General features: G+C 67.7%; 23 protein-coding genes. 13 read left to right on the top strand and 10 right to left on the bottom strand.

Translation table 11 applies throughout. The annotated features are described in order from the left end of the window. The 12 genes from AC3AP7_RS11125 to AC3AP7_RS11070 all read left to right on the top strand — a co-directional run bounded on the left by AC3AP7_RS11125 (position 1) and on the right by AC3AP7_RS11070 (position 15,524). Positions 1-543, top strand: coding sequence for a hypothetical protein (locus AC3AP7_RS11125; protein WP_475763074.1), 543 nt, complete (start codon positions 1-3; stop codon positions 541-543). Between the two features lie 84 nt (positions 544-627). Beyond that, entirely contained in the window at positions 628-885 is a 258-nt protein-coding gene (locus AC3AP7_RS11120) for a PAAR domain-containing protein (protein WP_475763076.1), read from the top strand. A 3-nt stretch (positions 886-888) separates the two neighbouring features. Next, entirely contained in the window at positions 889-2,127 is a 1,239-nt protein-coding gene (locus AC3AP7_RS11115) for a hypothetical protein (RefSeq protein WP_475763078.1), read from the top strand. 8 nt (positions 2,128-2,135) lie between these two features. Then, entirely contained in the window at positions 2,136-5,693 is a 3,558-nt protein-coding gene (locus AC3AP7_RS11110) for an ImcF-related family protein (RefSeq protein WP_475763080.1), read from the top strand. After that, positions 5,690-7,306: a type VI secretion system protein TssA gene (tssA, locus tag AC3AP7_RS11105; RefSeq protein WP_475763082.1), complete on the top strand. Its 1,617-nt coding sequence runs from the start codon at positions 5,690-5,692 to the stop codon at positions 7,304-7,306. Before AC3AP7_RS11110 ends, tssA begins: the two co-directional genes overlap by 4 nt. A gap of 24 nt (positions 7,307-7,330) precedes the next feature. Next, a complete protein-coding gene (tssF, locus tag AC3AP7_RS11100) occupies positions 7,331-9,139 on the top strand; it encodes a type VI secretion system baseplate subunit TssF (protein WP_475763084.1) in 1,809 nt (602 codons plus the stop codon). After that, positions 9,136-10,311: a type VI secretion system baseplate subunit TssG gene (tssG, locus tag AC3AP7_RS11095; protein WP_475763086.1), complete on the top strand. Its 1,176-nt coding sequence runs from the start codon at positions 9,136-9,138 to the stop codon at positions 10,309-10,311. Before tssF ends, tssG begins: the two co-directional genes overlap by 4 nt. A 14-nt stretch (positions 10,312-10,325) precedes the next feature. After that, positions 10,326-10,856, top strand: coding sequence for a type VI secretion system lipoprotein TssJ (gene tssJ / locus AC3AP7_RS11090; RefSeq protein ID WP_475767977.1), 531 nt, complete (start codon positions 10,326-10,328; stop codon positions 10,854-10,856). Positions 10,857-11,209: 353 nt separating this feature from the next. Next, positions 11,210-11,821, top strand: coding sequence for a DUF4126 domain-containing protein (locus AC3AP7_RS11085; protein ID WP_475763088.1), 612 nt, complete (start codon positions 11,210-11,212; stop codon positions 11,819-11,821). Between the two features lie 89 nt (positions 11,822-11,910). Beyond that, positions 11,911-14,400: an ABC transporter permease gene (locus tag AC3AP7_RS11080; RefSeq protein ID WP_475767979.1), complete on the top strand. Its 2,490-nt coding sequence runs from the start codon at positions 11,911-11,913 to the stop codon at positions 14,398-14,400. Positions 14,401-14,443: 43 nt separating this feature from the next. Beyond that, a complete protein-coding gene (locus AC3AP7_RS11075; protein ID WP_475763090.1) occupies positions 14,444-14,857 on the top strand; it encodes a group II truncated hemoglobin in 414 nt (137 codons plus the stop codon). A 55-nt stretch (positions 14,858-14,912) separates the two neighbouring features. Further along, positions 14,913-15,524 (top strand): DUF924 family protein, encoded by a 612-nt coding sequence (locus tag AC3AP7_RS11070; RefSeq protein ID WP_475763092.1) that lies wholly within the window; start codon positions 14,913-14,915, stop codon positions 15,522-15,524. A gap of 28 nt (positions 15,525-15,552) precedes the next feature. Here the strand turns inward: AC3AP7_RS11070 and AC3AP7_RS11065 are convergent, their stop codons facing one another. The 10 genes from AC3AP7_RS11065 to AC3AP7_RS11020 all read right to left on the bottom strand — a co-directional run bounded on the left by AC3AP7_RS11065 (position 15,553) and on the right by AC3AP7_RS11020 (position 23,272). Next, positions 15,553-16,299: an SDR family oxidoreductase gene (locus AC3AP7_RS11065; protein ID WP_475763094.1), complete on the bottom strand. Its 747-nt coding sequence runs from the start codon at positions 16,297-16,299 to the stop codon at positions 15,553-15,555. Between the two features lie 67 nt (positions 16,300-16,366). After that, on the bottom strand, positions 16,367-16,951 hold the full coding sequence (locus tag AC3AP7_RS11060) for an LOG family protein (RefSeq protein ID WP_475763096.1): 585 nt from the start codon (positions 16,949-16,951) through the stop codon (positions 16,367-16,369). Positions 16,952-16,955: 4 nt separating this feature from the next. After that, complete coding sequence (locus tag AC3AP7_RS11055; RefSeq protein ID WP_475763098.1) at positions 16,956-17,681, bottom strand: TetR/AcrR family transcriptional regulator; 726 nt, start codon at positions 17,679-17,681, stop codon at positions 16,956-16,958. 201 nt (positions 17,682-17,882) lie between these two features. Further along, on the bottom strand, positions 17,883-18,437 hold the full coding sequence (locus AC3AP7_RS11050; RefSeq protein WP_475767981.1) for a diacylglycerol kinase: 555 nt from the start codon (positions 18,435-18,437) through the stop codon (positions 17,883-17,885). Between the two features lie 302 nt (positions 18,438-18,739). Then, positions 18,740-19,771: a glycosyltransferase family 4 protein gene (locus AC3AP7_RS11045; protein WP_475763100.1), complete on the bottom strand. Its 1,032-nt coding sequence runs from the start codon at positions 19,769-19,771 to the stop codon at positions 18,740-18,742. A gap of 52 nt (positions 19,772-19,823) precedes the next feature. After that, the gene (locus AC3AP7_RS11040) at positions 19,824-20,768 is read right to left on the bottom strand and encodes a UDP-2,3-diacylglucosamine diphosphatase (protein ID WP_475763102.1); all 945 of its coding nucleotides are present in this window, start codon (positions 20,766-20,768) and stop codon (positions 19,824-19,826) included. A 165-nt stretch (positions 20,769-20,933) separates the two neighbouring features. Then, complete coding sequence (locus tag AC3AP7_RS11035; RefSeq protein ID WP_475763104.1) at positions 20,934-21,503, bottom strand: RDD family protein; 570 nt, start codon at positions 21,501-21,503, stop codon at positions 20,934-20,936. Between the two features lie 33 nt (positions 21,504-21,536). Beyond that, positions 21,537-22,265 carry a DUF3106 domain-containing protein gene (locus AC3AP7_RS11030; RefSeq protein ID WP_475763106.1) on the bottom strand — a complete coding sequence of 243 codons (729 nt, stop codon included), beginning with the start codon at positions 22,263-22,265 and terminating at the stop codon, positions 21,537-21,539. Positions 22,266-22,280: 15 nt separating this feature from the next. Then, positions 22,281-22,712, bottom strand: coding sequence for a DUF3619 family protein (locus AC3AP7_RS11025; RefSeq protein ID WP_475763108.1), 432 nt, complete (start codon positions 22,710-22,712; stop codon positions 22,281-22,283). After that, positions 22,709-23,272: an RNA polymerase sigma factor gene (locus tag AC3AP7_RS11020; RefSeq protein WP_475763110.1), complete on the bottom strand. Its 564-nt coding sequence runs from the start codon at positions 23,270-23,272 to the stop codon at positions 22,709-22,711. Before AC3AP7_RS11020 ends, AC3AP7_RS11025 begins: the two co-directional genes overlap by 4 nt. Positions 23,273-23,608: 336 nt before the next feature. Here AC3AP7_RS11020 and AC3AP7_RS11015 point away from each other — a divergent pair, with 336 nt between their 5' ends. Then, positions 23,609-25,372, top strand: coding sequence for an acetolactate synthase 3 catalytic subunit (locus tag AC3AP7_RS11015; RefSeq protein WP_475763112.1), 1,764 nt, complete (start codon positions 23,609-23,611; stop codon positions 25,370-25,372). Positions 25,373-25,418: the final 46 nt, after the last annotated feature.

Below are 25,418 nucleotides of genomic sequence, written 5' to 3'. Positions count from 1 at the left end.
ATGTTCATTCCCAAGTTATTGGTAGCGAGTGCGATGTTGTTCGTTTTCACGCTCAGCGGGTACGGTGCTGAAAGTGCCACCGATTGCCCAGTGGTGGACGTAAAGAACAATGTTTTCGATGCATCTGCGCTGGCAACAAACTCGAGAATTTCTATCGAGAGCGGTACCGCAGAATATCCATTGATTCTCGATTTTTATCGACCAACAAAGCACGGATGCGTAAAAACAGAATTTGCGCGATACTCGATTGAGGGAGGCGCGCCGACAGTCGAGTCGATATTTTATATGCCTCTGCGTGGTCGCGTCAATGTGTTTTCCATTGTTGCATGGGATATAAATAATCGTGGCGATGGTACCTATGGGCGGCTTTATCAGGTGTATGCCTATTATTTTGATGAAAATGGAGTGTTGGTAGAAAATAAGCGCGTTTCCGAAGACGATTCAATGTCTGGGATCGATGGCTATGCCGAAGGAAGGGGGTCTAAATTTCGATATCGAACGGCTTCAGATGTTAAGAAATACTGGAGAAATAAGCTGATGTAAATATCGGTGTTGAATTTGATGGATTGCTCAAGTGTTAAGCCTCAGTTCTTGAGTTAAATCGTTATTCCCGAGGGGAAACACCCAATGAAAAATCTCGCATACGAAGGCGATGCAACGAGCCATGGCGGCAAGATCCTGACCGGCTCGGATCGCATCAAGGTGAAGGGCCGCCGGGCGGCCCGAATTGGCGACAAGGTGTCGTGCCCGATCCACGGCGACAACGAAATTGTCGAGGGCAGCGGCAGGATGAGGGATGGCGCCACGCCGCTATCGCGCGACGGGGATCACACGCGGTGTGGGGCCATCCTCATTGCCTCGTGTGCCGGGGCGCAGGTTCGGTAAGCGATGCCCATCGACTTCAATCGCGTGCCGCCGCGGGTCGAGGTGCCGCCCGCGCCGCAGCCGTCGACGATCGTCTGGACGACCCTGCTGGTGCTCGTGATGGGCGCGGGAGCGGCGCTGGCGATCGTGCTCTGGCCTGCGGATATGCCAACGAACACGTTGTGGTTCGGGTTCTGTGTCGCGGGCTACCCGTTCATGGCGTGGGCATTTCTGCTGTGCTCCTGGCTCGGGTATGGTTATGTCCGTCGCAATCAGGCAATGGCGACCAATCGCGTCAGTGATGAGGCAGAGCAAAGGTGTCACGACGTCGCGGGCAGACCGCTGGCGATACTGGGCCATGCCTGGTGTTTCGCCGCGAACGATCCGGAAAACGCACTCGAAGGAATACTGACGGGAGCCGAACGGGCGAAACTCAGGCCAAGCGGCGCAGTCGCGGATACTGAAGTCAACGCACGTTGGCTCGACATTCCCGATATGCGTTTTCAGCCGGGTAACGAAATCGCCGAACATGCCCGCCATCAAGCCGTGTGTACATGGCTGCTGGAACGCCTGATCGACCGTCTCCTGCCGCAGCTCAACGCGCTTCCACCGCGAACGAATCTCCAGGTCGAACTGCATCATCGGTCCAGACTGAAGTCCGACGTGGTCGAGACCCGGCTACGGGAAGTGTTTGCTGAACGGACCCCTGCGTTGAAGGTAAATGTCGTGCCGGGCAATCACACGATACCGCTCTTCCGGACGGACGCGTGGCTTGACAGCCGGGAGGTCCAAGCGGCGCACCTGCTGGTGGCTATTGAGCTTCGCGATGCAATCAGTGCAGTCCTGTCCGAGGGAGTCGCAGAGGCGGGCATCGCCCTGCTCGTGGGGCATCCGCGCCTCGCGTCACCGGCCAATCCCGTCAGGCTACGGCTGCATCGGCCTGCCAAAGGCGCGCTCGATGCCGCCGCCTCGACGCTTGAGCTTGCAACCCGTTGGGGACAATCCTCACGCGATTACCTGCGCACGGTGTGGACGCATGGCCTGCCCAGTGACACGCTGAGCGCGGTTCGGCAAGCCGCGTCCTTCCCGGATGAAACACGATGGATCGCGCTCGAGACCTCGGTGGGCGACTGTTCGGGCGCAGGGCCGTGGCTGGCCGTCGCCCTTGCCGCAGAAAGTGCCCGGGCAACGGGCGATCCGCAATGGGTGCTGTGTGGCGAAGGTGAGGAACTGATCGCCCTCATGTGCAGAAAGCAGATATGAACCACAACATGAATAAAAGCGAGACTCGACCGGCCGGCCTGTTCATTGGCATTGCGGCCGTCATCGTCTTTCTTGCGCTCGGTATTGCGGTATGGGTGGAGGGGCCCCGTCGCGGGTGGTCTCGCGATACCCGGATCATCATCGGACTTTCCCTGTTTTCCGCCCTGCTGGTGGTGATCCTGCTGGTCAAGTACTTCGAAGCGGTGCTACTGTGGATCGCCTCGCTGAGAGCGTCCCGCTGGTTTGCCCGTTACGACGCCGGCCGACGGCCGGCATCCGGTAATCATGACAGTCAGGGCCAGCCGCCCGGACAAGCCGACCGGGTTGCCGGGCTTCGCAATGCCCTGCATGACCGCCACGGCTCGCGCTGGCGTTACCGGGATCGCCGGGTGCTGATCGTCGGTGACGTGCCGCTGGTGAAACGCCTGGCGCCGGGACTCGTCGAGGCGGGGTATCTGATTACCGGCGACGCAGTCCTGCTGTACGCCAGGCAAACCCGCGACACGCTTGAGACCGACTGGCTCGACCAGATTCGCCGCCTGCGCCGTTGTCGGCCGGTCGACGCGATCGTGGTCGTGACGCGTAACCGCAGCTCGGCTCATGCTCCCTTCGACGCCGATAACCTCTCGCAGCGGCTCGCGCGCCATGCCCGTGCGCTGCGCTGGGCCGCACCCGCATATCTGCTCAACGTCACCGATTTCGGCAGCGAGACGTCGAGTCCCGACGAGGCTATCGGCTTCACGTGGTCGAACGCGCGCGTCAGCGCGGATGAGATCGACGCGTCACTGCAAGACCTCACTCACAACCTGGCTGATGCCGGTGTCGCGCGGCTGACGAAGGATGCAGACGATCGCTATCCCGCTGAGCTGTCGCAGCATATTTCAAACCTTCGTAGTGCGCTGTCGGGTCTGGTGCTGCAAACGGCCCGGTCACGTGTCTGGCGGCACGCCGTGCACGGTTTGCTGTTCGCACCGCTTTTCAAGGAGCGCGAACTGGAGCCGCCGGCAAACATCGAGAAGCCAGAAGGAGAAGATAATCTGCCTGTCGCGCAGCAGCGCTCCGTCTGGCAGACCGTCGCCGAACACAGCCGAAGCATCCACGGCCGCCGTGTCGGCTTCTCGTTTTCGACCACCGCGGCATGGATCGCAACCGCCGCTGTCGGCCTCTGGATGGCCGGTACGATCGTCTCGGGTTTCGCGAACCGGGCGACGATCCGTACCGTCCGCGATACGCTCGCCACGCTGTCGGGCGCCCAGGATCCGACGCGCGCGCTGCAAACGCTGAGCAGCCTCGACGGACAGATCGACACGCTGGAGACACGTCAGCGCGATGGCGCGCCGTGGGTCACCCGCTTCGGCCTGAACCGCGACAATGCCCTGCTTGACGCACTCTGGCCAGGCTACGAGAACGCCGCAAGCCGCATCCTCGTTGCGCCGGTCCGCCAGAAACTGGAGGACCGCCTGCACCAGCTCGCCGCCCTGTCCGACGAAGAAATCGCGAGCGGCGGCAGCGCCCAGGCGCAGGCCGCGTACGATACGCTCAAGGCCTACCTGATGCTCGCGCAGCCGCAGCGCGCGGTCGCGTCCTTCCTCACGCCGCAACTGGTCGCGACAGCGGTTCCCGCAAGGCCGTCCGGTTCGCCGCTTTCGTTGGGCACGTGGGAAGACCTGCGCCAGCACGCGATCGCCTTTTTTGCCGGGCACCTCGGACGCCGGACGGCGGCGAGCGGCTCCACGCTGGCAATCGTACCGGACGGCGCTCTGGTCGCCTCCGCGCGCCAGACGATCATCGAAGTGCACGGTATCCAGAACTCGACCGATGCGATTTACCAGCAGATTCTTGACGATGCAAAGCCGAAATACCCGCCCCTGACGCTGGCCGCGCTGCTCGGCGACACCACCGGCCGGGGCCTGTTCAACACGACGCAGACCATCCCAGGTGTCTTCACGCGCGCCGCCTGGGACGAACGCATCTCGAAGGCAATTGACGAAGCAGGCGAGAAGGGCAACGTGGCCGGCGACTGGGTGCTGTCGGATGCGAAGACCACGAATCAGGCGCCCTCGACACTGAAGGCCGAACTGCGCCAGCGTTACTTTGACGATTACGCGCGCGCCTGGGCGCAGTTCCTCAACAGCCTGCGCTGGCAGCCCGCGCCAACGCTGTCGGCGACGGCCGACCAGCTTGCCCTGCTGGGTGACCCGCAACGCTCGCCGCTGGTCGCGCTGATGAACGTGATCGTGTACCAGGCGGGCACGGGCGCGAGCGTGCCGTCGCTTTCGGACACCCTGATCAGCAAGGCGCAGCAGTTCGTCGGCAGTGCTGAACAGGATCCGTCGAAGCAGGCGCAGCCGCAGTTCGCCCCGCTTGCCGGCGCCTTTGGCCCGATCCTGCGTCTGAGCGGCAGCGACACGCTGTCCGCGCTGCCCGGCAAAACGGGCGAGGCCCCGGCACAACTGGCTGCCACCGGCGACCTGAGTCTTGCGCGCTACCTTGAACGCGTGACCGCGATGCGCCTGAAAATCGAGCAGATGGTGAATAGCGCCGATCCCGAGGCGATGTCACGCGTCGCCGCACAGTCCGTGTTGCAGGGCAGGACGTCGGACCTCGCGGAAAGCCGCGACTACGCGAGCCGGGTTGCCGCGAGCCTGGGCGAGCAATGGGCAGGCCTCGGCCAGTTGCTGCAGGCGCCGCTCGACCAGACCTGGCAGGCCGTGGTGCAGCCCGCGGCAGCGAGCCTGAACGACATCTGGCGCACGTCGGTCCTGGCCGACTGGAATCGCACGTTCGGCGGCCGCTATCCGTTTGCGGATTCGGAGAACGACGCGTCGCTGCCGGAGATGGCGCGCTTCATGCGGCCGGACAACGGGATGATCGCCCAGTTTGTCGCGACGCAGCTCGCGGGCGTCGTCGAGCGTCAGGGCGACCGGTGGGTCGCCGCGCAAGGTGCCGACCACGGCTCGCTGACGCTCGACCCGGGATTTCTCGACGGCCTGAACCGGCTCAGCCGTGTTTCGACGGTGCTGTTCCCGGCGGGGGATGCGCATATCCGTTTCGATCTGCGCGGCGTCGCGACGCCGGGCGTGACCGGCATGAAGGTGGTGCTGTCGGGACGCACGCTCGATTACTTCAACCAGAAAGAGGCGTGGGTCCCGTTCGAGTGGCCCGGTCAATCATTGGACAATCTCTCGCATATCGAATGGCAGACCGAGCAGGGCGGGCTGCGTACCGCGCTCGATGCGCAGGGCCGTTTCGGCCTGATCCGGCTGCTCGAACGCGCGCAGGTGTCGCAGCAGGACAACGCGCGCTACCTGCTGACATGGACCCCCGCGACGAGCGAGGGGATAGCGCTGCGCGTGCAGTTGCGCAGCGATGCAGGCGCGGGTCCGCTCGACGTGCTGCAGCTTCGGCACTTCGCGCTGCCCGCGCGCATCTTTGTGACCGGCGGCGCGAAGGCCGGCCCCCGACCTTCCGCGAGCAGTCCGCCGCCGCTGCCGCCGGCCGCGGTCGCCGCCGCGAAACACGCGGCGATACCGTTGCCGCACGGATTTGTTCCGGAGGCCGAATGAAACTCGGCGAGCTGTTCAGGAATCTCTTTCCTGCCCACGCAGACGCCGCGGCACGCGTGCGCGCGCGGCTCGACACGTGGGCGCCGTGGCTGATGCCGCTCGCGGGGGAGGCCGGTGTTTCCGGGGGAGACCTCTCTCGCGGCGTAGGGCGGGACCCGGGGTATGAGGACGTCTTTTTCACGCTTCGGGAGGAAGCACAGAAGCTCTCCGGTATCGACGACGGCCTCATCGTGCGTTCCTGCGAGCAACTGCTGAAGGAGACCGGCAAGGACCTGCGTCTTGCGGGCTACTACGCGTTCGCGCGACTGCGCCAGGACGGGCCGGCGGGATTGGCCGACGGGCTGGAGCTGGCCGCCGCACTCGTCGACCGGTTTGGCGAAACGGTGCTTCCCGCGCGGGCCGAAGCGAAGAAGGGCGCGCTCGATATGCTGGCGACCGCCCGCCTGCTGGATCTGCTGGAGCGGCGCGGCGCGTTCGCGCCCGCGGACCGGGAGCGCGCGCTTGCGGCGCTCGATGTGCTGCTGACGCTCACGGACGCGTGGCCCGCGCCCGCGCGGCCGAACCTGCAGCCGCTGGTGGCGCGGCTCGCGCACCCCGGCCCGAGCGAGCGCAGCGCCGACGCCGGTGGGGCGGCCGCCTCGCCGCCGGTCGCGGCCGGCGCCCCGGCGAGGCCGATCGCGTCGGGGCGCGATCTGCTCGAACAGGCCCGTTCGATGGCCGCGTGGCTGCGCGAGCAGGACAGCGGCTATCTGCCGTCGGTGCGGCTCGTGCGGAGCGTGCGCTGGGATACGCTGCACGAGGTGCCGCCGTCGGATGCGGCGTCGCAGACGCGTCTCGTCGCGCCGCGCGCCGAGTTGCGGCAGCAGCTGAAGCGGCTCGTGCTGCAGAAGCAGTGGCATGAACTGCTTGAGCGCGTCGAGGGCGCGTTCATGGAAGGCGTCAATCACCTCTGGTTCGACCTGCAGTATTTCCAGCACGTCGCGCTCGATCACGTCGGCGCCCCTTACGCGGGCTGGCGCGAACTGCTGCGCGCGGACTTCGCGCTGTTTCTCGAACGTCTGCCCGGCATCGAGCGTCTCGCGTTCAGCGACGGCACGCCGTTCGCCGACGATACGACGCTCGAATGGATTGCACGGCACGCGGTCGTGCGTGACCTGGAGGCGGGCGAAGGGCTGGCGCCTCTGCCGGTATCGGCCGGCAGCGAAGCGCCGCGCGCCGGCGACTGGCCCGAAATCGAGGCGCAGGCGCGAGAGCTGGCCGCGCGTGAGGGGATCGAGGCGGCGTTCGCGTGGCTCGAATCCCTGCCGGGGATGAAGACCGAGCGCCATCGCTATCTGCAGCGGCTCGTGATGGCGCGCCTTGCCGATCACGCGGGCCGCGCGGAAACCGCGCTCGCGCTGCTGACCGAACTGGACACGTCCGCGGGCGCGCTGCCGCTCATGCGCTGGGAGCCGGGGCTCGTCTTCGAGGTCAAGCATCAGCTGGTCCGGGCGCTGAAGGCCGCGAGCAACCGCAAGGACGCCGACAGGCCCGCGCTCGCGCGCCGCATCGGCGCACTCCAGGGCGAGATGACCGTACTCGATCCCGCCCGCGCGCTGTCGCTGGTTCATTGAAACTGAAAAACAGGAATGACCTGGATGGACGATCCCATTCTGCGCTACTACGAAGCGGAAATGCGCTATCTGCGCGAATCCGGCAAGGCGTTTGCGAAGGCGCATCCCGATCGGGCGCGCCTGCTCAATCTCGACCGCGTCGGCGACCGCGACCCCTATGTCGAGCGGCTCCACGAAGGCTTCGCGTTTCTCGCCGGGCGTCTGCAGCAGAAGCTCGACGACGAACTGCCGGAGCTGACGGAAGGACTCGTGAGCCTGCTGTGGCCGCATTACCTGCGGATGATCCCGTCGCTGTCGGTCGTCGAACTGGCGCCGCTTCGGGAGACCCTGCAGCGCACCGAGGTCGTGCCGGCCGGCGTGCCGGTGCGCTCCGCGCCGATCGGCGTGCCGGCGGCCGCCGGCACCGGAGGCGCGCAGCCGAAGGCCGTGCAGTGCCTGTACCGGACCACGCAGGAGGTGGTGCTGCAGCCGCTGTCCATCACGCACGCGGGTCCCTCGGTCCGGCACGACGGCCGCTCGGTGATCCGGCTGGGCTTTGCGCTGCATCATTCGGCGCGGCGCGAGGAAACCGATCTGACACGCTTGCGCCTGCATCTGAGCGCCGATCTGCCGGTCGCGTTTGCGCTGCACCTCGCGCTCACGCGCCAGGTGGAGTCGGTGCTGTGGCGCATCCCGGACGTGCGCGACGGCGAGGCGGTGCCGCTGTCCGGCATCGCGTTCGAGCCTGCCGGCTTCTCCGCACAGGAGCGGCTGTGGCCGAACGCCGACGCCGCGTTTTCCGGCTATCAGCTGCTGCTCGAATATTTTTCGTTCCGCGAAAAATTTCTCTTCGTCGACCTGTGCGGGCTCGACGTCACGAAGCTGCCGGCCGGGACAACCCGCTTCGAGCTCGAACTGGTCCTCACGCAGGCGTACCCGACGGACCAGCGCTTCAGCCGCGACAACCTGCGGCTGTTCTGCGCGCCGGTAATCAACCTGTTCGAGCTCGACGCCGAACCGCTCGCGATCAGTCACGACGAAACCGAGTATCGCGTGGTGCCGGCCGGTCACCAGGGCGAACACGTCGAGACGTATTCGGTCGACGCAATCGAGGCGTTCGATCACGAGACGGCCGGGCGCTACGAGTACGTGCCGTTTGCCACGTTCCGGCATCGCGGCGGGATGCTGCGCCACGAGGCGCCGGAGCGGTATTTCCATACGCGCGTGCGCCCGGGCGTGTCGGGCTTGCACGAGACCTGGGTGATCCTCGGCGGCCACGCGTGGGAGACGATGACCGCGCTCCCCGAGGAAAGCCTGTCGCTGCGCGTGACCGGCACCAACGGGCTGCTGCCGCGCAAGGGACTGCGCGAGGCGAGCCTCGGCGAACTCGCGGCGAGCACGCCGAACGTCGCGGGCGTGAAGAATCTCGTCGCGCCCACGCTGCCGCTCTATCCGCCGACGGAAGACCGCTTCCAGTGGCGCGTGCTGTCGCATCTCGCACCGAACTTCCTGTCGATGATGAATGCGGAGGTGCTGCGCGGCGCGCTCGCCCTCTACGACTGGACCGACGACGAACTGAACCGCCGGCGTCTCGAAGGCATCCTGTGGGTCGCGCAGGAACTGCTCGAAGAGGTGTCGGGCGGTGCGGTCGAGCGCGGCGTGCTGATCGAGGTGACGCTCGATTCGCACGCGTTTGCCGGCGAAGGCGACCTGATGCTGTTCGGCGAGCTGCTGCATCGCTTCTTCGCGCTGTATGCGGAGATCAACCTGTTCACGAAGCTCGCGATCGTGAGCCTGCCGTCGCAAACGCGCACGGCGTGGCCGCGCAGCAAGGCGCAGCGTGCTCCGCTATGAATATGCAAGCGCTTCCTTCCGACGAGCCGCCTGTCGCGCAGGCGCTGCCGCTGATCGTCGATGCGCTGCTCGCGCGCGCGCCGCGCATGAGCTTCATGCAACTGTGCCGCCTGCTCGAATCGAGCGCGCCCGATCGTCCCGGATGGGGCACGCGCGATACGCCGGAACACGAGCCCGTGCGGTTTCGCGCGTGGCCGCGCGTCGGGTTCCCGGCGGGCGAGGTGGCCGCGGTGCGGTGCGAGGATCTGTCCGGCGAGATCGACGCGCATGCGCCGCCGGCGGTCCATACGACCTTCATGGGGCTGTACGGCGTCGATGCGGCGCTGCCGTCGCACCTGATCGACGATATCGTGCTGCGCGAGGAGGGGCACGAGGTGGTCGAGGCGTTTCTCGACCGGTTCCATCACCGCTTCGTCACGCTGCTGTACCGCGCGTGGAAAAAGTACCGTTACCCGGAAAGTTTCCGCCCGGGGGGCGACGACGCGCATTCGCGCAACCTGCTGTGCCTGGCCGGCTTCGGCTGGGGCGACAAGCCGCAGCGCGCGGGGCTCCCGGACGTCCGGATGCTCGCGCTGCTGGGCCTGCTGACGCAGAAGACCCGAACCGCCGAGGGTCTCGCCGGGGTCGTCGCGCTGGCCGTGCCGGGGGCCGATGTGCGCGTCGACGAATTTTTTCCCACGCGCACCGGCAGCGGCGCACCGCTGCCGTTGACGTCGCGCGGGGCGGCGCAGGGGGAGCAGCGGGGGCAGGCGGACCAGGCGACGCGCGCGCCGCAGCAGGCGGCGAAGCGGGCGCGGCGCGGCCTTGGCGGCGGCTACGTGCTGGGGCGGAGGCTCATCTATCGCAGTCGCGCAGTGCGGGTCACGCTGCGCCCCGCCGATGCGCGGCAGGCGCACGATCTGTTGCCCGGCGCATGGCTGCAGCGCGAACTGATGGCGTTCGTGCGGCTTTATGTGGGGGTCAAGGCGGATGTTCATCTGCGCATGGAGGTGTCCTCGCGGATCGCGCCGGTGCCGAGCATCGGCGCCCGCCCGGCGGGACCCGCGCCCCGGCTCGGCTGGACGACGGTGCTGCCTGCCGGCGACGAACGCACGATCGCGATCCCGCTCGGCGTTCATGAAGCTTTCCCGGCCCCCGAGGCCAATCCGTATCTGCGCGTGCAACGCGCCTAACCGAGAAATCCATGATGTCTATCCGCTTCACTGTGGCCGCCGCTGCCGCTGTCCTGCTGCTGTCGGGCTGCGGCGCGTGGCAGAGCGTATCGGACGCTTCGTCCAGCGCCTACCGCGCGGTGTTCTATTCGCAGGTCAAGGTCCTCAACGTCGATCTCTCGGCGCGCGAAGCGCTGAATCCGGACGACGCCGGCCGCGCGACGTCGGTCGCGGTGCGCGTCTACCAGCTCCGGGACCGCACGCTGTTCGACGGGGCGTCCTACGACGATCTCCTGACGCACGACCGCACGCTGCTCGCGCAGGACCTGCAGGACAGCATGGCGACGGTGCTGAACCCGGGCGCATCCGCCAGCCTGTCGCAACCGATGAAGCCCGACACGCGGTACGTCGCGATCGTCGCGTTCTACCGGAACCCCGGCAGCGGCGGCGGCTGGAAATATGTGATCGCGAAGAAAAAGCTTGCCGTCGACACGCCCCTGAAGCTCGAACTCGTCGACCAGCTGGTGCTGGCCGGCGGCGGCGCGGCGCCGCCCGCCGTCCGCTGATGCCCGGCCGCTCCGGCCGGCCCGCGCCCCTGGCTCGTGCTGGTCCGCGCGGCGTGACCGATTGTCGCGCCGCGCTCCGCCTCTGTCCTCGTTGATCCGGCTCAAATCCATTTCAGCCTGCCGGGTCCATGCTCGTGAAGCCGTGGCGGCATCGCGCCGCGGCCCCCTGGACCGGCGCCGATGCCGTTTGGCCACAGCTTGCGCGCGAGCCTGCGGACTGCGAAACAACGTGGCTATAATGAAGCCGGTCTCAATATTAACCAGTCCCGTGGCCGGCTTGGCGCGGGTCCGGAAGCTTCGATGCGGCGGGGGGCTGCTGCACGGCGAAGCGCCCGGCGCGCCCGGAGGCGGCCATGCTCGAATCCCTCTCGCTTGCAGCGGGCCTGTCCTGGGGCAGCGGCCTGCGGCTCTATCTGACGGTGCTGCTCGCCGGCGTATTTGCGCGCTTCGGCCTGATCCATCTGCCCGACACGCTGTCCGCGCTGGCTTCGCCGTGGGTCATGGGGGTGGCGGCGCTGCTGACGGTCACCGAATTCCTCGCTGACAAGATTCCCGCGTTCGATTCGCTGTGGGACGCGATTCACACGTTCATCCGCATTCCCGCCGGCGCCGTGCTGGCGGCCGGCGCGCTCGGCCATGCCGATCCGGCCCTGCTCACGGTGGCGGCACTCGCCGGCGGCACGCTGGCCGGCACCGCGCACCTCGCGAAGGCCGGCACGCGCGCGCTGATCAATCTGTCCCCGGAGCCCGTGTCCAACGTCGTGACCTCGACCGCCGAGGACGGGCTCGTATTCGTCGGCCTGCTGATCGCGTTGTTCGTGCCGTCGGTGTTCCTGGTGCTGATGGTCGGCTTCCTGATGCTCGCGAGCTGGGCGCTGCCGCGTCTGTGGCGCGGCGTGCAGGGCGGGTTTCGCGGGATGGCCTCGCATATGGTGTCGCGTCTCGTACGGAGTCGCCACGATTGAGCGATCAGGCCCGGTTTGCGCCGCGGCCGGTGACGGACACGCCGGCGCGCCGCTTGAGCGGCACCGACCTCGTGCGGCTCGCCGCGCGCATGACGCTGCGCGACTGGCGCGCCGGCGAACTGACGATCCTGCTCGTCGCGCTGGTGCTGGCCGTGGCCGCGCTCGCAAGCGTCGGCTTCCTGGCGGACCGGCTGCACCAGGCGCTCGAACGCGATGCCCGGCGCATGATCGGTGCCGATTTCGTCGTGCGCGCCGATCATCCGGTCGACCCGCAGTTTCTCGACGAGGCGCGCCAGCTTCGCCTGCGCACCGCTCACACGGCGATTTTTCCCAGCATGGTCAGCTCGACGGCCGCGCAGCCGCTCACGCGGCTGGCCGCGCTCAAGGCGGTGTCGCCGGGCTATCCGTTGCGCGGCGCGCTGCGCATCGCCGATGCGCCCGGCGTGCCGGGCCATCCGGCGCGCGGCATCCCGGCGCCGGGCACCGTGTGGGTCGACGCGACGCTGCTCGAAGCCCTCCGGCTGCGGGTCGGCGACCCTGTCCGGATCGGCGGGCGCAGGTTCACGATTGCCGCGGTGATCACGCGCGAGCTCGATCGCGGGTTCAGCTTCGTCAACTTCTCGCCGCGCGTGATGCTGCGCGCCGACGATCTCGCGGCGACCGGGCTCGTCGCGCCCGGCAGCCGCATCACGTACCGGCTGCTGGTGGCCGGCGACGATCCGGCGGTCGCGCAGTTCGCCGCCTGGGCCCACGCGCGCGTCGACGATGGCAGGATGCGCGGCGTGGCGCTCGAATCGGTGCGCGACGGCCAGCCGCAGGTGCGCGAGACGCTCGATCGCGCCGAGCATTTCCTGAAACTCGTGTCGCTGCTGACCGCGCTGCTGGCTGCGGTGGCGATCGCAATGGCCGCGCACCGCTACATGCGCCGCCATCTGGACGGCTGCGCGACGATGCGCTGTCTCGGCATCAGCCAGCGTGCGTTGCGCGCCCTGTTCTTCATCGAATTTCTCGGCCTCGGGCTCGCCGGCGGCGCGCTCGGCGTCGTGCTCGGGTTTGCCGGCCACTTTGTGCTGCTGGCGTGGCTCGGCAGCCTGATCGACGTCGCGCTGCCGTGGCCGCGCGCATGGCCGGCACTCGAAGGCGTCGCGGCGGGGCTCGTGCTGCTGTTCGGCTTTGCGCTGCCGCCGCTGCTGCCGCTCACGCGCGTGCCGCCGGTGCGGGTGCTGCGCCGCGAGTGGGGCAGCGAGGCACGCACCGCCTGGGCGGCTTATGCGATCGGCATAGCGTTGTTCGCTGCGCTGCTGATCGTCGCGGCGGGCGAACTGAAGCTCGGCGGCATCGTGGCGGGCGGCTTCGCGCTCGGCATGCTGGTGTTCGCGTCGCTGGCGTGGTTCGCGCTGTGGCTCGCCGCGCGCATCGTGCGCAGCGAGCGCGTCAACGCGAGCATCGGCTGGCGCTATGCGCTCGCGTCGCTCGAACGGCGCAGCGGCGCGAGCGCGCTGCAGATCACGTCGCTCGCGATCGGCCTGATGTGTCTGTTGCTGATTGCGATGACGCGCAACGACCTGATCGCCGGCTGGCGCAAATCGACTCCGCCCGATGCGCCGAACCAGTTCGTGATCGATATCCAGCCCGATCAGCGCGTGCCGCTCACGCGCTATCTCGCGTCGCACGGGATGCCCGACGCGGTGCTCGCGCCGATGGTGAAGGGCCGGCTGATCGCGATCGACGGCAAGCCGGTCGATCCGCAGCAGTTTCGCGACGAAAACGCGCGGCGTCTCGTCGACCGCGAGTTCAACCTGTCGTACACGCTGCATCGTCCCGAGGACAATCGCATCGTCGGCGGCGCATGGTACGGCGACACGACGCGGCCGCAGATCTCGATCGAAGAGGGGCTCGCGAAGCTGCTGAAAGTGAAGCTCGGCGACACGCTGCGCTTCGACGTCGCCGGCCAGCCGATCGATGCGCCCGTGACGAGCATGCGCAAGCTCGACTGGGGGTCGTTCAAGGTCAACTTTTTCGTGCTGATGCCGCCCGCTGCGCTGCAGGATTTTCCTGCGACTTACATCACGAGTTTTCATTGGCCGGATACGCGCGGCGCGATGATCGACGGACTGGTGGCGGCGTTTCCGAACTTGACGGTGATCGACGTCGGGCCGATTCTCGCGCAGATGCAGCGGATGATCGGCCAGGTGATCGACGCGGTGCAGTTCCTGTTCGCATTCACGCTGGCGGCCGGCGTGCTGGTGCTGTACGCGGCGCTGGCCGGCACGCGCGACGAACGTGTGCGAGAATCCGCGCTGCTGCGCGCGCTCGGCGCATCGCACCGGCAGGTGCGCGCGGTGCAGGTCGCGGAGTTCGTCGTGGTCGGCGCGCTCGCCGGGCTGATGGCGGCGGTGGGCGCCGAGGTGATCGGCTCGGAACTGGCCGCGCACGTGTTCTTCTTTTATCTGGCGTTCGATCCGTGGCTGCTGCCGGCCGGGCTTGCGGCGGGCGTTGCGAGCGCCGGGCTCGGCGGCTGGCTGAGCCTGCGTCACGTGCTCGTGCGGCCCGCGCTGCAATCGCTGCGCGACGCATGAGCGGGACGCTTTCCGATTTCTTTTGCTACAGGCAGCAGGCTGTATGACCGATTCGATCGACGAAGCGCCGGTGCAGCAACCGAGCGCATTCGAACGGGTGGGCGGCGAGGCGCGCGTGCGCGAACTCGTCGACCGCTTCTATGACCTGATGGACCTCGAGCCGGCGTTCGCGGGCATTCGGGCGCTGCATCCGCCGACGCTCGACGGTTCGCGCGACAAGCTGTTCTGGTTCCTGTGCGGCTGGCTCGGCGGGCCGGATCATTACGTCAGCCGCTTCGGTCATCCGATGCTGCGCGCGCGGCATCTGCCGTTTGCGATCGCGTCGTCCGAGCGCGACCAGTGGCTGCGCTGCATGGCGTGGGCGATGGAGGACAGCGGTTTCGACGACGCGCTGCGCGAGCGTCTGCTGCAGTCGTTTTTCGACACCGCCGACTGGATGCGCAACCGGCCGGGCTGAAAGTCGCGGGCTCGCGGGCGATGGGAATGGCGCACATACGCACACGGTGGCACGCATGAGTCTTCCCGCCGACGACGACGCGTCGCTCGATCCGCGTGCCCGCGCGGTGCTCGATTGCTGGTTCGGCGCGCCGGGTTCCGCGGACTTCGGTCGCGCGAGGCCTCTCTGGTTCCGCCGCGATCCCGCGTTCGACGCGATGCTGCGTGCGCGTTTCGGCGCACTGCACGACGCGGCGTCGCGTCACGCGCTGGACGAATGGGAGCGGACGCCGCTCGGGGCGCTGGCCCTCGTGATCGTGCTCGACCAGTTTTCGCGCAACCTCTACCGTGGCGATGCGCGTGCGTTCGCGACCGATGCGCAGGCGCTCGGCATCGCTGCGCGGATGGTCGCCTGCGGCGCCGACCAGCGGCTGCCGGGCCTGTTTCATCGCGCGTTTGTCTATCTGCCGTTCGAGCACGACGAGTCGCTCGCCAGCCAGCGCGAAGCCGTGCGTCTGTTCGAGCCGTTTGCGGCGGACCCGCAAGGCGCGAGCTATTACCGCTCGGCGCTGCGGCATGCGGACGTGATTGCGCGCTTCGGGCGGTTTCCGCATCGCAACGCGGTGCTGGGACGCGCGTCCACCGCGCAGGAGATCGCGTTTCTGCGGGAACCGGGCTCGTCGTTCTGAGATCGGCGCGCGGCGCGCCGCGCCGGGTTCAGCGGCCGCCGGCCACGTCGACGAGGGCGCCGCTCACGTAGGACGCGGCATCGCTGAGCAGCCACGCGATCGTCTCGGCGACCTCGCTGGCGCTGCCGGGACGGCCGAGCGGCGTCTGTGCGCCGAGCACCGCCGCGCGATCCGGCCGCCCGCCGCTCGCATGGATGTCGGTGTCGATCAGCCCCGGGCGCACGGCGTTCACGCGCACCCCCTGCGGGCCGAGTTCCTTCGAGAGGCCGATTGTCAGCGTGTCGATCGCGCCCTTGGCGCCGGCATAATCGACATACTCGTTGGGCGAGCCGAGCCGCGCGGCCGCCGACGACACGTTGACGATCGCGCCGCCGTGGCCGCCGCGGTCCTTCGCCATGCGGCGCGCCGCTTCGCGGGCGCACAGGTAGGCGCCGAGCACGTTGACGTCGAACACGCGCTTCAGACGCGCGAGGTCCATGTCGGCCAGCGGCATCGACGGCGCGACGATGCCTGCGTTGTTCACCAGCGCGTCGATACGTCCGAACGTCTGCACGAGCGTGTCGAACATCGCGATGACGTCCGCTTCGTGCGCGACGTCGCCTGCGATCACGCGGGCGTTGCCGCCCGCGCGCCGGACCTCGTCCGCGGTTTCGTGCGCGGCGGCTTCGTTGCGCGCGTAGTTCACGCCGACGGACCAGCCGCGTGCGCCGAGCAGGCGCGCGGCGGCGCGGCCGATGCCGCGGCTCGCGCCGGTGATGAGAACGGCTTTCGTCATGCGGACCTCGTGGCGATCGTGGAGAGGGGTGTCGCGCGGCGTTCCGGCCCGCCCGCGCCGCGGCGGTTCAGACCGCTTCGCGGCTGACCGTCCATTTGTCGTGCGCGGGCGGCCGGTAAGCGGCCAGCCGCGCGATCAGGCGCACCGGATCGCTGTTGACCAGCAGCATGTCGAGGTAGGCCTGGCGCATGAAGCCTTCCTGCACCGTGTGCCGCAGCAGCGCGATCAACGGATCGTAGTAGCCGTCGATGTTCAGGAGTGCGACGGGCTTCTGGTGGTAGCCGAGCTGGGCCCATGTGAAGACCTCGAACAGCTCTTCGAGCGTGCCGGCGCCGCCCGGCAGCGCGACGAACGCATCGGCCAGATCGGCCATCATCTTCTTGCGCTGATGCATGTCGGGCACGACGTGCAGCTCGGTGAGGCCGTCGTGGCCGACTTCCTTGTTGACGAGCAGCTCGGGGATCACGCCGGTCGCGCGGCCGCCGCCGGTCATCACCGCGTCGGCGATCGTGCCCATCAGGCCGACCTTGCCGCCGCCGTAGACGAGCGTGAGGCCCGCATCGACGAGCGCGCCGCCGAACGCGCGCGCGGCCTCGGCGTACAGCGGCCGCGCGCCGTTCGACGAGCCGCAGTAGACGCACACGGATTGCATATCGTCAGGTGTCCTTCGGTTCGTTGCGTGTCGCGCCGCCGTCGCGCGGCGGCAGGTAGTCGTAGAACTCGCGCTGCGGCAGCCGGCCCGATACGAGGTCGTCGAACAGCGCGCGCGAGCGCCCGCGCAGGTACGGCGCCATCAGCGAGACGATCTGCACGCTCACCTGGCGCAGCTCCGCGCGTATCGCATCCTGCTCGTTGTATTTGCGCGGATTCATCACGAACTGGTACGACAGCCAGTACGTGCCGATCACGCCGACGTTGGTGGCGATCACCGCCAGTTCCTCGGGCGTGGCGGCCATTTCGCCGTCGGCGACGAGCTGCTCGCAGAACTGGCTCGCAAAGCGCACCTTGTGGCTGATGATCTGCTTGAAGTGCATTTCGAGCGTGCGGTTGCGCGCGAGCAGGTCGTTCAGGTCACGGTACAGGAAGCGGTAGCGCCACATGAACTCGACCATGTACTGCAGGTACGACCACATCTCGTCGATCGTTGCGCGGTGATCTTCAGGAAAGCGCAGGCGTTTCTCGATCTCCTGCTCGAACTGGCTGAAGATGCTGTTGATGATGTCGTCTTTGTTGCGGAAGTGGTAGTACAGGTTGCCGGGGCTGATCTCCATCTCTTCGGCGATGGTGGTCGTCGTGACGTTGGGTTCGCCGATTTCGTTGAAGAGTTTCAGCGACAGCTCGAGAATCCGTTCTCGCGTGCGGCGGGGAGTTTTGGCTTCCATGTCGTCCGGCCCTGGTGACGCCGGGCGTGCCGCACGCGGCGGCAAGCCGACGCAGCGTGGTCCCCCAGGCGCGATGGATACTTTTGAGATCGTCGGCTGATTATAAACCGGTCGTTCCGCTATCAGTATCAGCGCCAGGGTTTTCATGCGAATCGGCATCGACGCCGGGGTGTGACACGCGCGGCCACGCGCCGCCCCGGCTCAAAGCACGTGCTGCAGCCAACGCAGCGCGAGCGGTCCGACGAGCAGCGCCCAGGTCATCACGCACATGCCGAGGGCGACCATCACGGCCGCGCTGCCGAGATCCTTCGCGCGGCGCGACAGTTCGTGACGCTCGAGCGAGATGCGGTCGATCGCCGCTTCGACGCTCGAATTGAGCAGCTCGACGATCAGCACGAGCAGCACCGAGCCGAGCAGCAGCACCCGTGCAACCGGTTCGACCGGCACTAGCATGCCGCACGGAACGAGGATTGCCGCGAGCGTCAGTTCCTGTCGAAACGCGCTCTCTTCGCGGATCGCCACGCGAAAGCCGGCGAGCGAATTCTTCATCGCGTGCCATGCACGGGTGAGACCGCGATTGCCCTTGTACGGATTGAACGGCAGCGGCGCGAGCGGGTCGTCGGGGCCGAGCGGTTCGTGGCTGTCGGGATGCGGCTCGGTATGGGGCGCCGCGCCGGCGCCCGGGGCGGGGGCAGGTGCAGGTGCAGGTGCAGGTGCAGGCGTCGTGGAGGCCGCGAGCCGCTGGCCGCGGTGCACGGCGGCCTCCGGGCGAGCTGAGGCAGGGTCCGAGGCGGGGGCCGGTGGAGAGGGCAATGCAGCGGCCGGCGCCGGCGCGGACACGAGGCCGGCGTCGGCGCCGCGCGGCGCGTCCGCAGGCAAAGGGCCGGCCTGTCCGCGCGGCCCGCCGTGGCCCTGCGCGGGCGCTGCGGCGGCGTGCGTCTCGTGGATCTCGTCGAACGGTTCGCCGTCGGCTGCGCCCGCTGCATCGCGGGCGTGCGCCGCCGGCGCGCGGCGCAGCGGGGTGGCTTTGGCGGACATCGGCGGCCTGGCGGGACGGCTCACGCGGCTGCGCTTTCCGTGCGCAGGGCCGGCCGCGGCAGCGGTTTCAGATGCGCGGCGAACTGCTCCGACGCCGCCGTCCACGAGAAGCGCTCGGCCCATGCGCGTGCGTGCGCGCGGTCGATCTTCAGCGCTTCGAGGCAGGCCTCGCGCAGGTCCTCGTTCATCGTGCCGGCGCCGCCGTCGCCGAGTACGTCGATCGGCCCGGTGACCGGGTACGCCGCCACCGGCGTGCCGCAGGCAAGCGCTTCGAGCAGCACGAGACCGAACGTGTCCGTGCGGCTCGGGAACACGAACACGTCCGCGGCCGCATAGACCTTCGCGAGCTCGGCCTGGCTCAGCACGCCGAGATAGTTCACCTCGGGGTAGCGCGACTTCAGTTCGGCGAGCGCCGGGCCTTCGCCGGCCACCCACTTCGAGCCGGGGAGGTCGAGCTTCAGGAAGGCCTCGACATTCTTTTCGACCGCGACACGTCCCACATACAGGAAGATCGGGCGCGCGGTGTTCAGCACCTTCGACTCCATCGGGCGGAAGATTTCGAGGTCGACGCCGCGCGTCCACAGCACGACGTTCGTGAAGCCGAACTGTTCGAGGTCGGCCTTCACGACGGGCGTCGGCGCCATCACCGCGAGCGAGGGCTTGTGGAACCAGCGCAGGAACCGGTACGTCGCGGCGAGCGGAATCCCGAAGCGCGCCTGCACGTATTCCGGAAAGCGCGTGTGGTACGCGGTCGTGAACGGCAGCTTGTGCTCGATCGCGTACGCGCGCGCGGCGAGGCCGAGCGGCCCTTCGGTGGCGATGTGCAGCGCGTCCGGCGCAAACGTGCCGATGCGCCGGTGCAGCTTGCGTCGCGGCAGCAGCGACAGGCGGATTTCCGGGTAGGTCGGGCAGGGCACGGTCCTGAACTCGAGCGGCGTGAGCAGTTCGACCTGATGGCCGAGCGCGCTCAACTCGCGGGTCGTGTTCTTCAGCGTGCGGACGACGCCGTTGACCTGCGGCTCCCAGGCGTCGGTGACGATCATGATCTTCATCAGTGTGGGCCCATTCGAGGGTGGAGAAACGGCGGACAGCGGCGGCGATGCGTCATGCGGTGGCGCGGGCCTTCTGCGCGCTCGCCTGCGGCGCGCGCAGCACGGTCCAGTAGATCACCTTCAGTTCGCCTTCGAAGGTCTCGACGAGGGCAGAGAGGCTTTCGACCCAGTCGCCGTCGTTGCAATAGAGCACGCCGTCGATGTCGCGGATCTCCGCCTTGTGGATGTGGCCGCACACGACGCCGTCGCAGCCGCGGCGACGCGCTTCGTCGGTCATCACGCGCTCGAACGACGAGATGAAATTCACCGCGTTCTTCACCTGGTGCTTCAGGTACTGCGACAGCGACCAGTACGGGAAGCCGAGCCGGTTGCGGATCCGGTTGAACCAGCGGTTCAGCACGAGGATCAGCGTGTACAGCGAGTCGCCGAGGTAGGCGAGCCATTTCGCGTGCTGGATCACGCCGTCGAACAGGTCGCCGTGGACGATCCACAGGCGCTTGCCGGAGAGCGTCGTGTGGAACGCTTCGCCGCGCACATGGATGTCGCCGAACGCAAGATCGCAGAACTGGCGCGCGGCTTCGTCGTGATTGCCGGGGATGTAGACGACCTGGGTGCCCTTGCGGGCCTTGCGCAGGATCTTCTGCACGACGTCGTTGTGCGCCTGCGGCCAGTACCAGCCCTTGCGCAGCTGCCAGCCGTCGATGATGTCGCCGACCAGGTACAGGTACTCCGAATCGTTGTGGCGCAGGAAGTCGAGCAGATAGCCCGCCTGGCAGCCGTTCGAGCCGAGGTGGATGTCCGACAGCCAGATCGTGCGGTAGCGGTGCGGATCGACGTGGTCTTCGTCGTGCTCGCCGGCATGCGGGGCGGTGACCATTGGCGGCACGGGCAGCGGCAGGTTCGCGCGGCCCGCGGCGGGATCGGGGCGAAACGCGACGGGGTCGACGCTTGGGCCGGTCTGGCGGAACAGGGAAGTCGCGGACGTCTTGGGGTCCATGGCTCACGCGTCGAGTTGCGGTGCCCGTATTGCGCCATGGGGCCGTGACGGAGCCGTGACAGTCACGAGAAGTTCTTATTACGCAGCCGGCGAAGAAGGGCCGGGCCGACCGGGAAGCGCGACGGGGCGGGGCGACGCAGCGGCACGCGCGCCGCGCCCGTCAGCCTAGGGCTGTGCGGATGCGGGCGGCGTCGCCGGGCGCGGCGCCTCGCGGGTGACGTCGATCAGCCGGGTGCGCGCCAGCCGGTCGTGCAGGAACTGGCGGCTTGCGCCGAGCCGCCCCGACGCGGCCCACAGCACGGACCACGCGAGCGCGACGAGCAGCGTGTGCGGCACCGTCAGGTGCAGCAGCGGATGCAGCGCGAGCGGCGGCAGGAACCACAGCCACGCGAGCACGTAGCGCACGAGCGCGTGCGGCACCGACAGCGGCGCGCCGTTTGCCGCGACCACGCGCAGACGCCAGGTTTTCATCGGCAGCGTCTGGCCGCCGTGCGTCCAGAACCACACGAAATACAGACCGATCACGAGACCGATCCACGCGGCGAGCAGGTTGTGGTGAGTCAGGCCGTTGCGCTGCTGCGTCAGCGTGCTGAACAGATAGCCCGCGATGAACACGACGCCGAACAGCAATACCGCCTCGTACAGCATCGCGGCGAGCCGCCGGCGCAGCGCCGGCGCGCGGGCCGGCACGATGGCCGCGGCATGCACGGGGGCAGGGGGCGGCGGTTCACGCACGGTGAGGGACGGAAAAGGCCGCGCGCATGCGCTTCAGGATCCGTTGTAGAGCGGCTGCGCGGCGCCCGGCGCGGCCGATGCCGGTTGCGCCGGTGCCGCGCCGGGCGCCGCGGCGGCCGACGCCGGCGGCGCGAGCGCGGCGACTGCCGGTGCGCTGCCGGCGCGAACGGCGCTTGCGCCCCGTTCGCGCTCGCTGACGATACGGTTGATGTCCTTCAGTTCCACCTTGCCGGAAGGCGGCGCGCTCACGATGGTGGGCCGATGCTTGCGCGCAAGCGCGGCGAGCCGTTCCTTCTGCTTTTCGGGAAGCTGCTCATACGCCTTCCACGCGCGCTGGCGCGCTTCACGCGGCAATTCGCGCGACACCTGGTAGTTTTCCCGTGCGACCCGTCGCTGCTCCGGCGTCATGTGCACCCATTGCGTCATCCGGTCGTGCAGCGCCTTTTGCTGCTCCGGTGTGAGCTTCGGGTAGCGCGCGGCGATCCTGATCCATTTGCGCTTGCGGGCGTCGCTGAACCGGTTCCATTCGCTCGCAAACGGCGCGAGCGCGACGCGCTGCGCGTCGGACAGCCGCGCCCACGCAAGCGGGCTGCTCTCGGGGAGGCCGGGGAGCTCGACCGGCAATGCCGGGGCCGCGGCTTTCGGCGCGGGGCCGGTGCCGGGCGCGGCAGGGGAGAAAAAGCGTGGATAGGTCGCGCCGAACGAGACGAGGGCCGCAATCGCGCATCCGAAAACAACGGCGAGGCCGCGCTTGTAACTCACCCGAAGAATCCCCGCTTAGTTGGCGCGTGTCAGATACGCGTTGAATCCGTGATCGAGATAGGCATTGAGCGGCAGATCGTCGCTCAGCATGGCGGCGTCGATGTCGGCCAGTTCGGCCGTGCGCTGCTGGTCCTCCCAGTATGCGATTGCGACCAGCCCGACCACGAGCGCCACGAGGGGCCACGCGAGCGCCAGACGGCGCAGCGGCGAGCGCCGGCGCGATCCGGGCTGCGTCGGCGGGGCGCCCGCCGGCACGCCGGCGGTGGCGAACGCGCGCACGAACACGGGCGCGTCGAGCGGTTCGGCCTTCTTGCGGGCGAGCGCAGTGCGGCGCGCCGCGGCGAGACGCTCGGCGGCGGCGGGGGAAATGCGCGTGGAATTTTCGTCGAGCGCGCGGCGCACCTGCATCGCGAATTCGAGTTCCCGGGTATCGAGAGAGGAGCTCATAGGGTGATTCCTTTCGCCTTGAGCGCTTGCGCCAGTGCATGAGTCGCCCGCGAACAGTGTGTCTTCACACTGCCTTCGGAGCAGCCCATGGCGGCAGCGGTCTCGGCGACGTCCATGTCTTCCCAGTAACGCATCAGAAATGCCTCCCGTTGACGTGCCGGTAATTTTTGAATCTCGTCGTCAATCAACTGTAAGACTTGTTCCCGCTCCAGCTGCTGTTCGCTGCTCTCGGCGCCGGTGGCGCCGTCCCGCGCCTCGAAGGTCTCCAGCGGGTCGAATTCGTCGTCCTCGCCGTTGCCGAGCGACGAAAAGAGGCTGATCCACGTGTTGCGGACCTTTTGGCGCCGGAAGAAATCGTGGATCGCGTTTTGCAGGATACGCTGAAACAGCAGCGGCAGTTCAGCCGCCGGCCGGTCGCCGTAACGTTCCGCAAGCTTGATCATGGCGTCCTGCACGACGTCGAGCGACGCGTCGTCGTCCCGCACGGCGTAGACGGTCTGCTTGAATGCGCGCCTCTCGACGCCCGCCAGAAAGTCGGCGAGTTCCTTGTCTGATGCCATCCGTAGGGGTCGGCGCAGCAAGTGTGCGCGTAATCGATCGAAATTGTCGTAAAACCCGCGGATGCTAGCAAACTTTCGCGCCGACCGGGGAAAAGGTGGGCGCCGGTGCCGCGCGGGCCGGCGGTTTCGCGCGCCGGCGGGCCCCCAGCAAAATATGTGCTTGACCGTGCTGCCATCAACGGCTATCGTCTCTGGTTCGCAACATAAGTGACTTGTCTCAATTGAGGTGTAGCCCAAGAAGCCCGCCTGTCAACTGGACGCGCCGCTTGAACCCGAGCCATAAGCCCGGCAGAGAGCACCCGATCAATTTTTTGCCGAAAATTCGAAAGGTGAATAATGAATATGCCTAGCGCGGAATTCTCCACGTCGGACCCCACTGCCAGCAAAGAACCCGGCTCCATCGGCGCCACCGTGCTGATGAAAGCACTCGCCGACGAAGACGTCGAGTTCATCTGGGGCTATCCCGGCGGCTCGGTACTCTACATTTACGACGAGCTGTACAAGCAGGAGCGGATCCAGCACGTGCTGGTGCGCCACGAACAGGCCGCGGTCCATGCCGCCGACGCCTACGCGCGCTCCACCGGCAAGGTCGGCGTGTGCCTCGTCACCTCCGGCCCCGGCGTCACCAATGCGGTGACCGGCATCGCCACCGCTTACATGGACTCGATTCCGCTCGTCGTGATCAGCGGCCAGGTGCCCACCGCCGCGATCGGCCAGGATGCGTTCCAGGAGTGCGACACGGTCGGCATCACGCGTCCGTGCGTGAAGCACAATTTCCTCGTGAAGGACGTGCGCGATCTCGCCGCGACCGTCCACAAGGCGTTCTACATCGCCCGTACGGGCCGTCCCGGCCCGGTGCTGATCGACATTCCGAAGGACGTGTCGAAGATGCCGTGCGCGTACGAGCCGGTCCGCAGCGTGTCGCTGCGCTCGTACAACCCGGTGACCAAAGGCCATTCGGGCCAGATCCGCAAGGCCGTGGCGCTGCTGCTGTCGGCGAAGCGCCCGTACATCTACACGGGCGGCGGCATCGTCCTCGCGGACGCCTCGCGCGAGCTGAACCAGTTCGCCGACCTGCTCGGCTACCCGGTGACCAATACGCTGATGGGGCTGGGCGGCTACCGCGCGAGCGACCGCAAGTTCCTCGGCATGCTCGGCATGCACGGCACGTACGAAGCGAACATGGCGATGCAGCACTGCGACGTGCTGATCGCGATCGGCGCGCGCTTTGACGACCGCGTGATCGGCGACCCGGCGCACTTCGCGTCGCGTCCGCGCAAGATCATCCACATCGACATCGATCCGTCGTCGATCTCGAAGCGCGTGAAGGTCGACATTCCGATCGTCGGCGACGTGAAGGAAGTGCTCAAGGAACTGATCGAGCAGCTGCAGACCGCCGAGCACGGGCCCGATACCGCGGCGCTTGCCGACTGGTGGAAGGACATCGAGGCCTGGCGCGCGAAGGACTGCCTGAAGTTCGACCGCGCGAGCGAGATCATCAAGCCGCAATACGTGGTCGAAAAGGCGTGGGAGCTCACCGACGGCAACGCGTTCGTCTGCTCCGACGTGGGCCAGCACCAGATGTGGGCCGCGCAGTTCTACCGCTTCAACAAGCCGCGCCGCTGGATCAACTCGGGCGGTCTCGGCACGATGGGCTTCGGCTTGCCGGCGGCGATGGGCGTGAAGATGGCGCACCCGGACGACGACGTCCTCTGCATCACCGGCGAAGGCTCGATCCAGATGTGCATCCAGGAGCTGTCGACCTGCAAGCAGTACGACACGCCGGTCAAGATCCTGTCGCTGAACAACCGCTATCTGGGGATGGTGCGCCAGTGGCAGCAGATCGAGTACAGCAAGCGCTATTCGCATTCGTACATGGATGCGCTGCCGGACTTCGTGAAGCTTGCCGAAGCGTATGGCCATGTCGGCATGCGCATCGAGAAGACCGCGGACGTCGAGCCGGCGCTGAAGGAAGCGCTGCGCCTGAAGGACCGCACCGTGTTTCTCGACTTCCAGACTGATCCGACCGAAAACGTCTGGCCGATGGTTCAGGCCGGCAAGGGCATCACCGAGATGCTGCTCGGCTCGGAAGATCTATAACGACGGCGCCGCGGCCGGCTTCGTCATGCACGCCTTCACGAAGGGC

It is taken from the genome of Paraburkholderia sp. PAMB 6770, assembly GCF_057748135.1.
The sequence above is the reverse complement of the archived record's forward strand: the minus strand, read 5'-3'. Positions and strand labels throughout refer to the sequence as shown.

Bases quoted from the DNA above. Each gene is read 5' to 3' on its own strand.
- AC3AP7_RS11020 (WP_475763110.1), bottom strand. From the start codon at position 23,272: ATGGCATCAGACAAGGAACTCGCCGACTTTCTGGCGGGCGTCGAGAGG.
- AC3AP7_RS11060 (WP_475763096.1), bottom strand. From the start codon at position 16,951: ATGCAATCCGTGTGCGTCTACTGCGGCTCGTCGAACGGCGCGCGGCCG.
- tssF (WP_475763084.1), top strand. From the start codon at position 7,331: ATGGACGATCCCATTCTGCGCTACTACGAAGCGGAAATGCGCTATCTG.
- AC3AP7_RS11045 (WP_475763100.1), bottom strand. From the start codon at position 19,771: ATGAAGATCATGATCGTCACCGACGCCTGGGAGCCGCAGGTCAACGGC.
- AC3AP7_RS11075 (WP_475763090.1), top strand. From the start codon at position 14,444: ATGACCGATTCGATCGACGAAGCGCCGGTGCAGCAACCGAGCGCATTC.
- tssJ (WP_475767977.1), top strand. From the start codon at position 10,326: ATGTCTATCCGCTTCACTGTGGCCGCCGCTGCCGCTGTCCTGCTGCTG.
- AC3AP7_RS11070 (WP_475763092.1), top strand. From the start codon at position 14,913: ATGAGTCTTCCCGCCGACGACGACGCGTCGCTCGATCCGCGTGCCCGC.
- AC3AP7_RS11040 (WP_475763102.1), bottom strand. From the start codon at position 20,768: ATGGACCCCAAGACGTCCGCGACTTCCCTGTTCCGCCAGACCGGCCCA.
- AC3AP7_RS11115 (WP_475763078.1), top strand. From the start codon at position 889: ATGCCCATCGACTTCAATCGCGTGCCGCCGCGGGTCGAGGTGCCGCCC.
- tssG (WP_475763086.1), top strand. From the start codon at position 9,136: ATGAATATGCAAGCGCTTCCTTCCGACGAGCCGCCTGTCGCGCAGGCG.
- AC3AP7_RS11110 (WP_475763080.1), top strand. From the start codon at position 2,136: ATGAATAAAAGCGAGACTCGACCGGCCGGCCTGTTCATTGGCATTGCG.
- AC3AP7_RS11055 (WP_475763098.1), bottom strand. From the start codon at position 17,681: ATGGAAGCCAAAACTCCCCGCCGCACGCGAGAACGGATTCTCGAGCTG.
- AC3AP7_RS11120 (WP_475763076.1), top strand. From the start codon at position 628: ATGAAAAATCTCGCATACGAAGGCGATGCAACGAGCCATGGCGGCAAG.
- AC3AP7_RS11085 (WP_475763088.1), top strand. From the start codon at position 11,210: ATGCTCGAATCCCTCTCGCTTGCAGCGGGCCTGTCCTGGGGCAGCGGC.
- AC3AP7_RS11015 (WP_475763112.1), top strand. From the start codon at position 23,609: ATGAATATGCCTAGCGCGGAATTCTCCACGTCGGACCCCACTGCCAGC.
- AC3AP7_RS11125 (WP_475763074.1), top strand. From the start codon at position 1: ATGTTCATTCCCAAGTTATTGGTAGCGAGTGCGATGTTGTTCGTTTTC.
- tssA (WP_475763082.1), top strand. From the start codon at position 5,690: ATGAAACTCGGCGAGCTGTTCAGGAATCTCTTTCCTGCCCACGCAGAC.
- AC3AP7_RS11065 (WP_475763094.1), bottom strand. From the start codon at position 16,299: ATGACGAAAGCCGTTCTCATCACCGGCGCGAGCCGCGGCATCGGCCGC.
- AC3AP7_RS11080 (WP_475767979.1), top strand. From the start codon at position 11,911: ATGACGCTGCGCGACTGGCGCGCCGGCGAACTGACGATCCTGCTCGTC.
- AC3AP7_RS11025 (WP_475763108.1), bottom strand. From the start codon at position 22,712: ATGAGCTCCTCTCTCGATACCCGGGAACTCGAATTCGCGATGCAGGTG.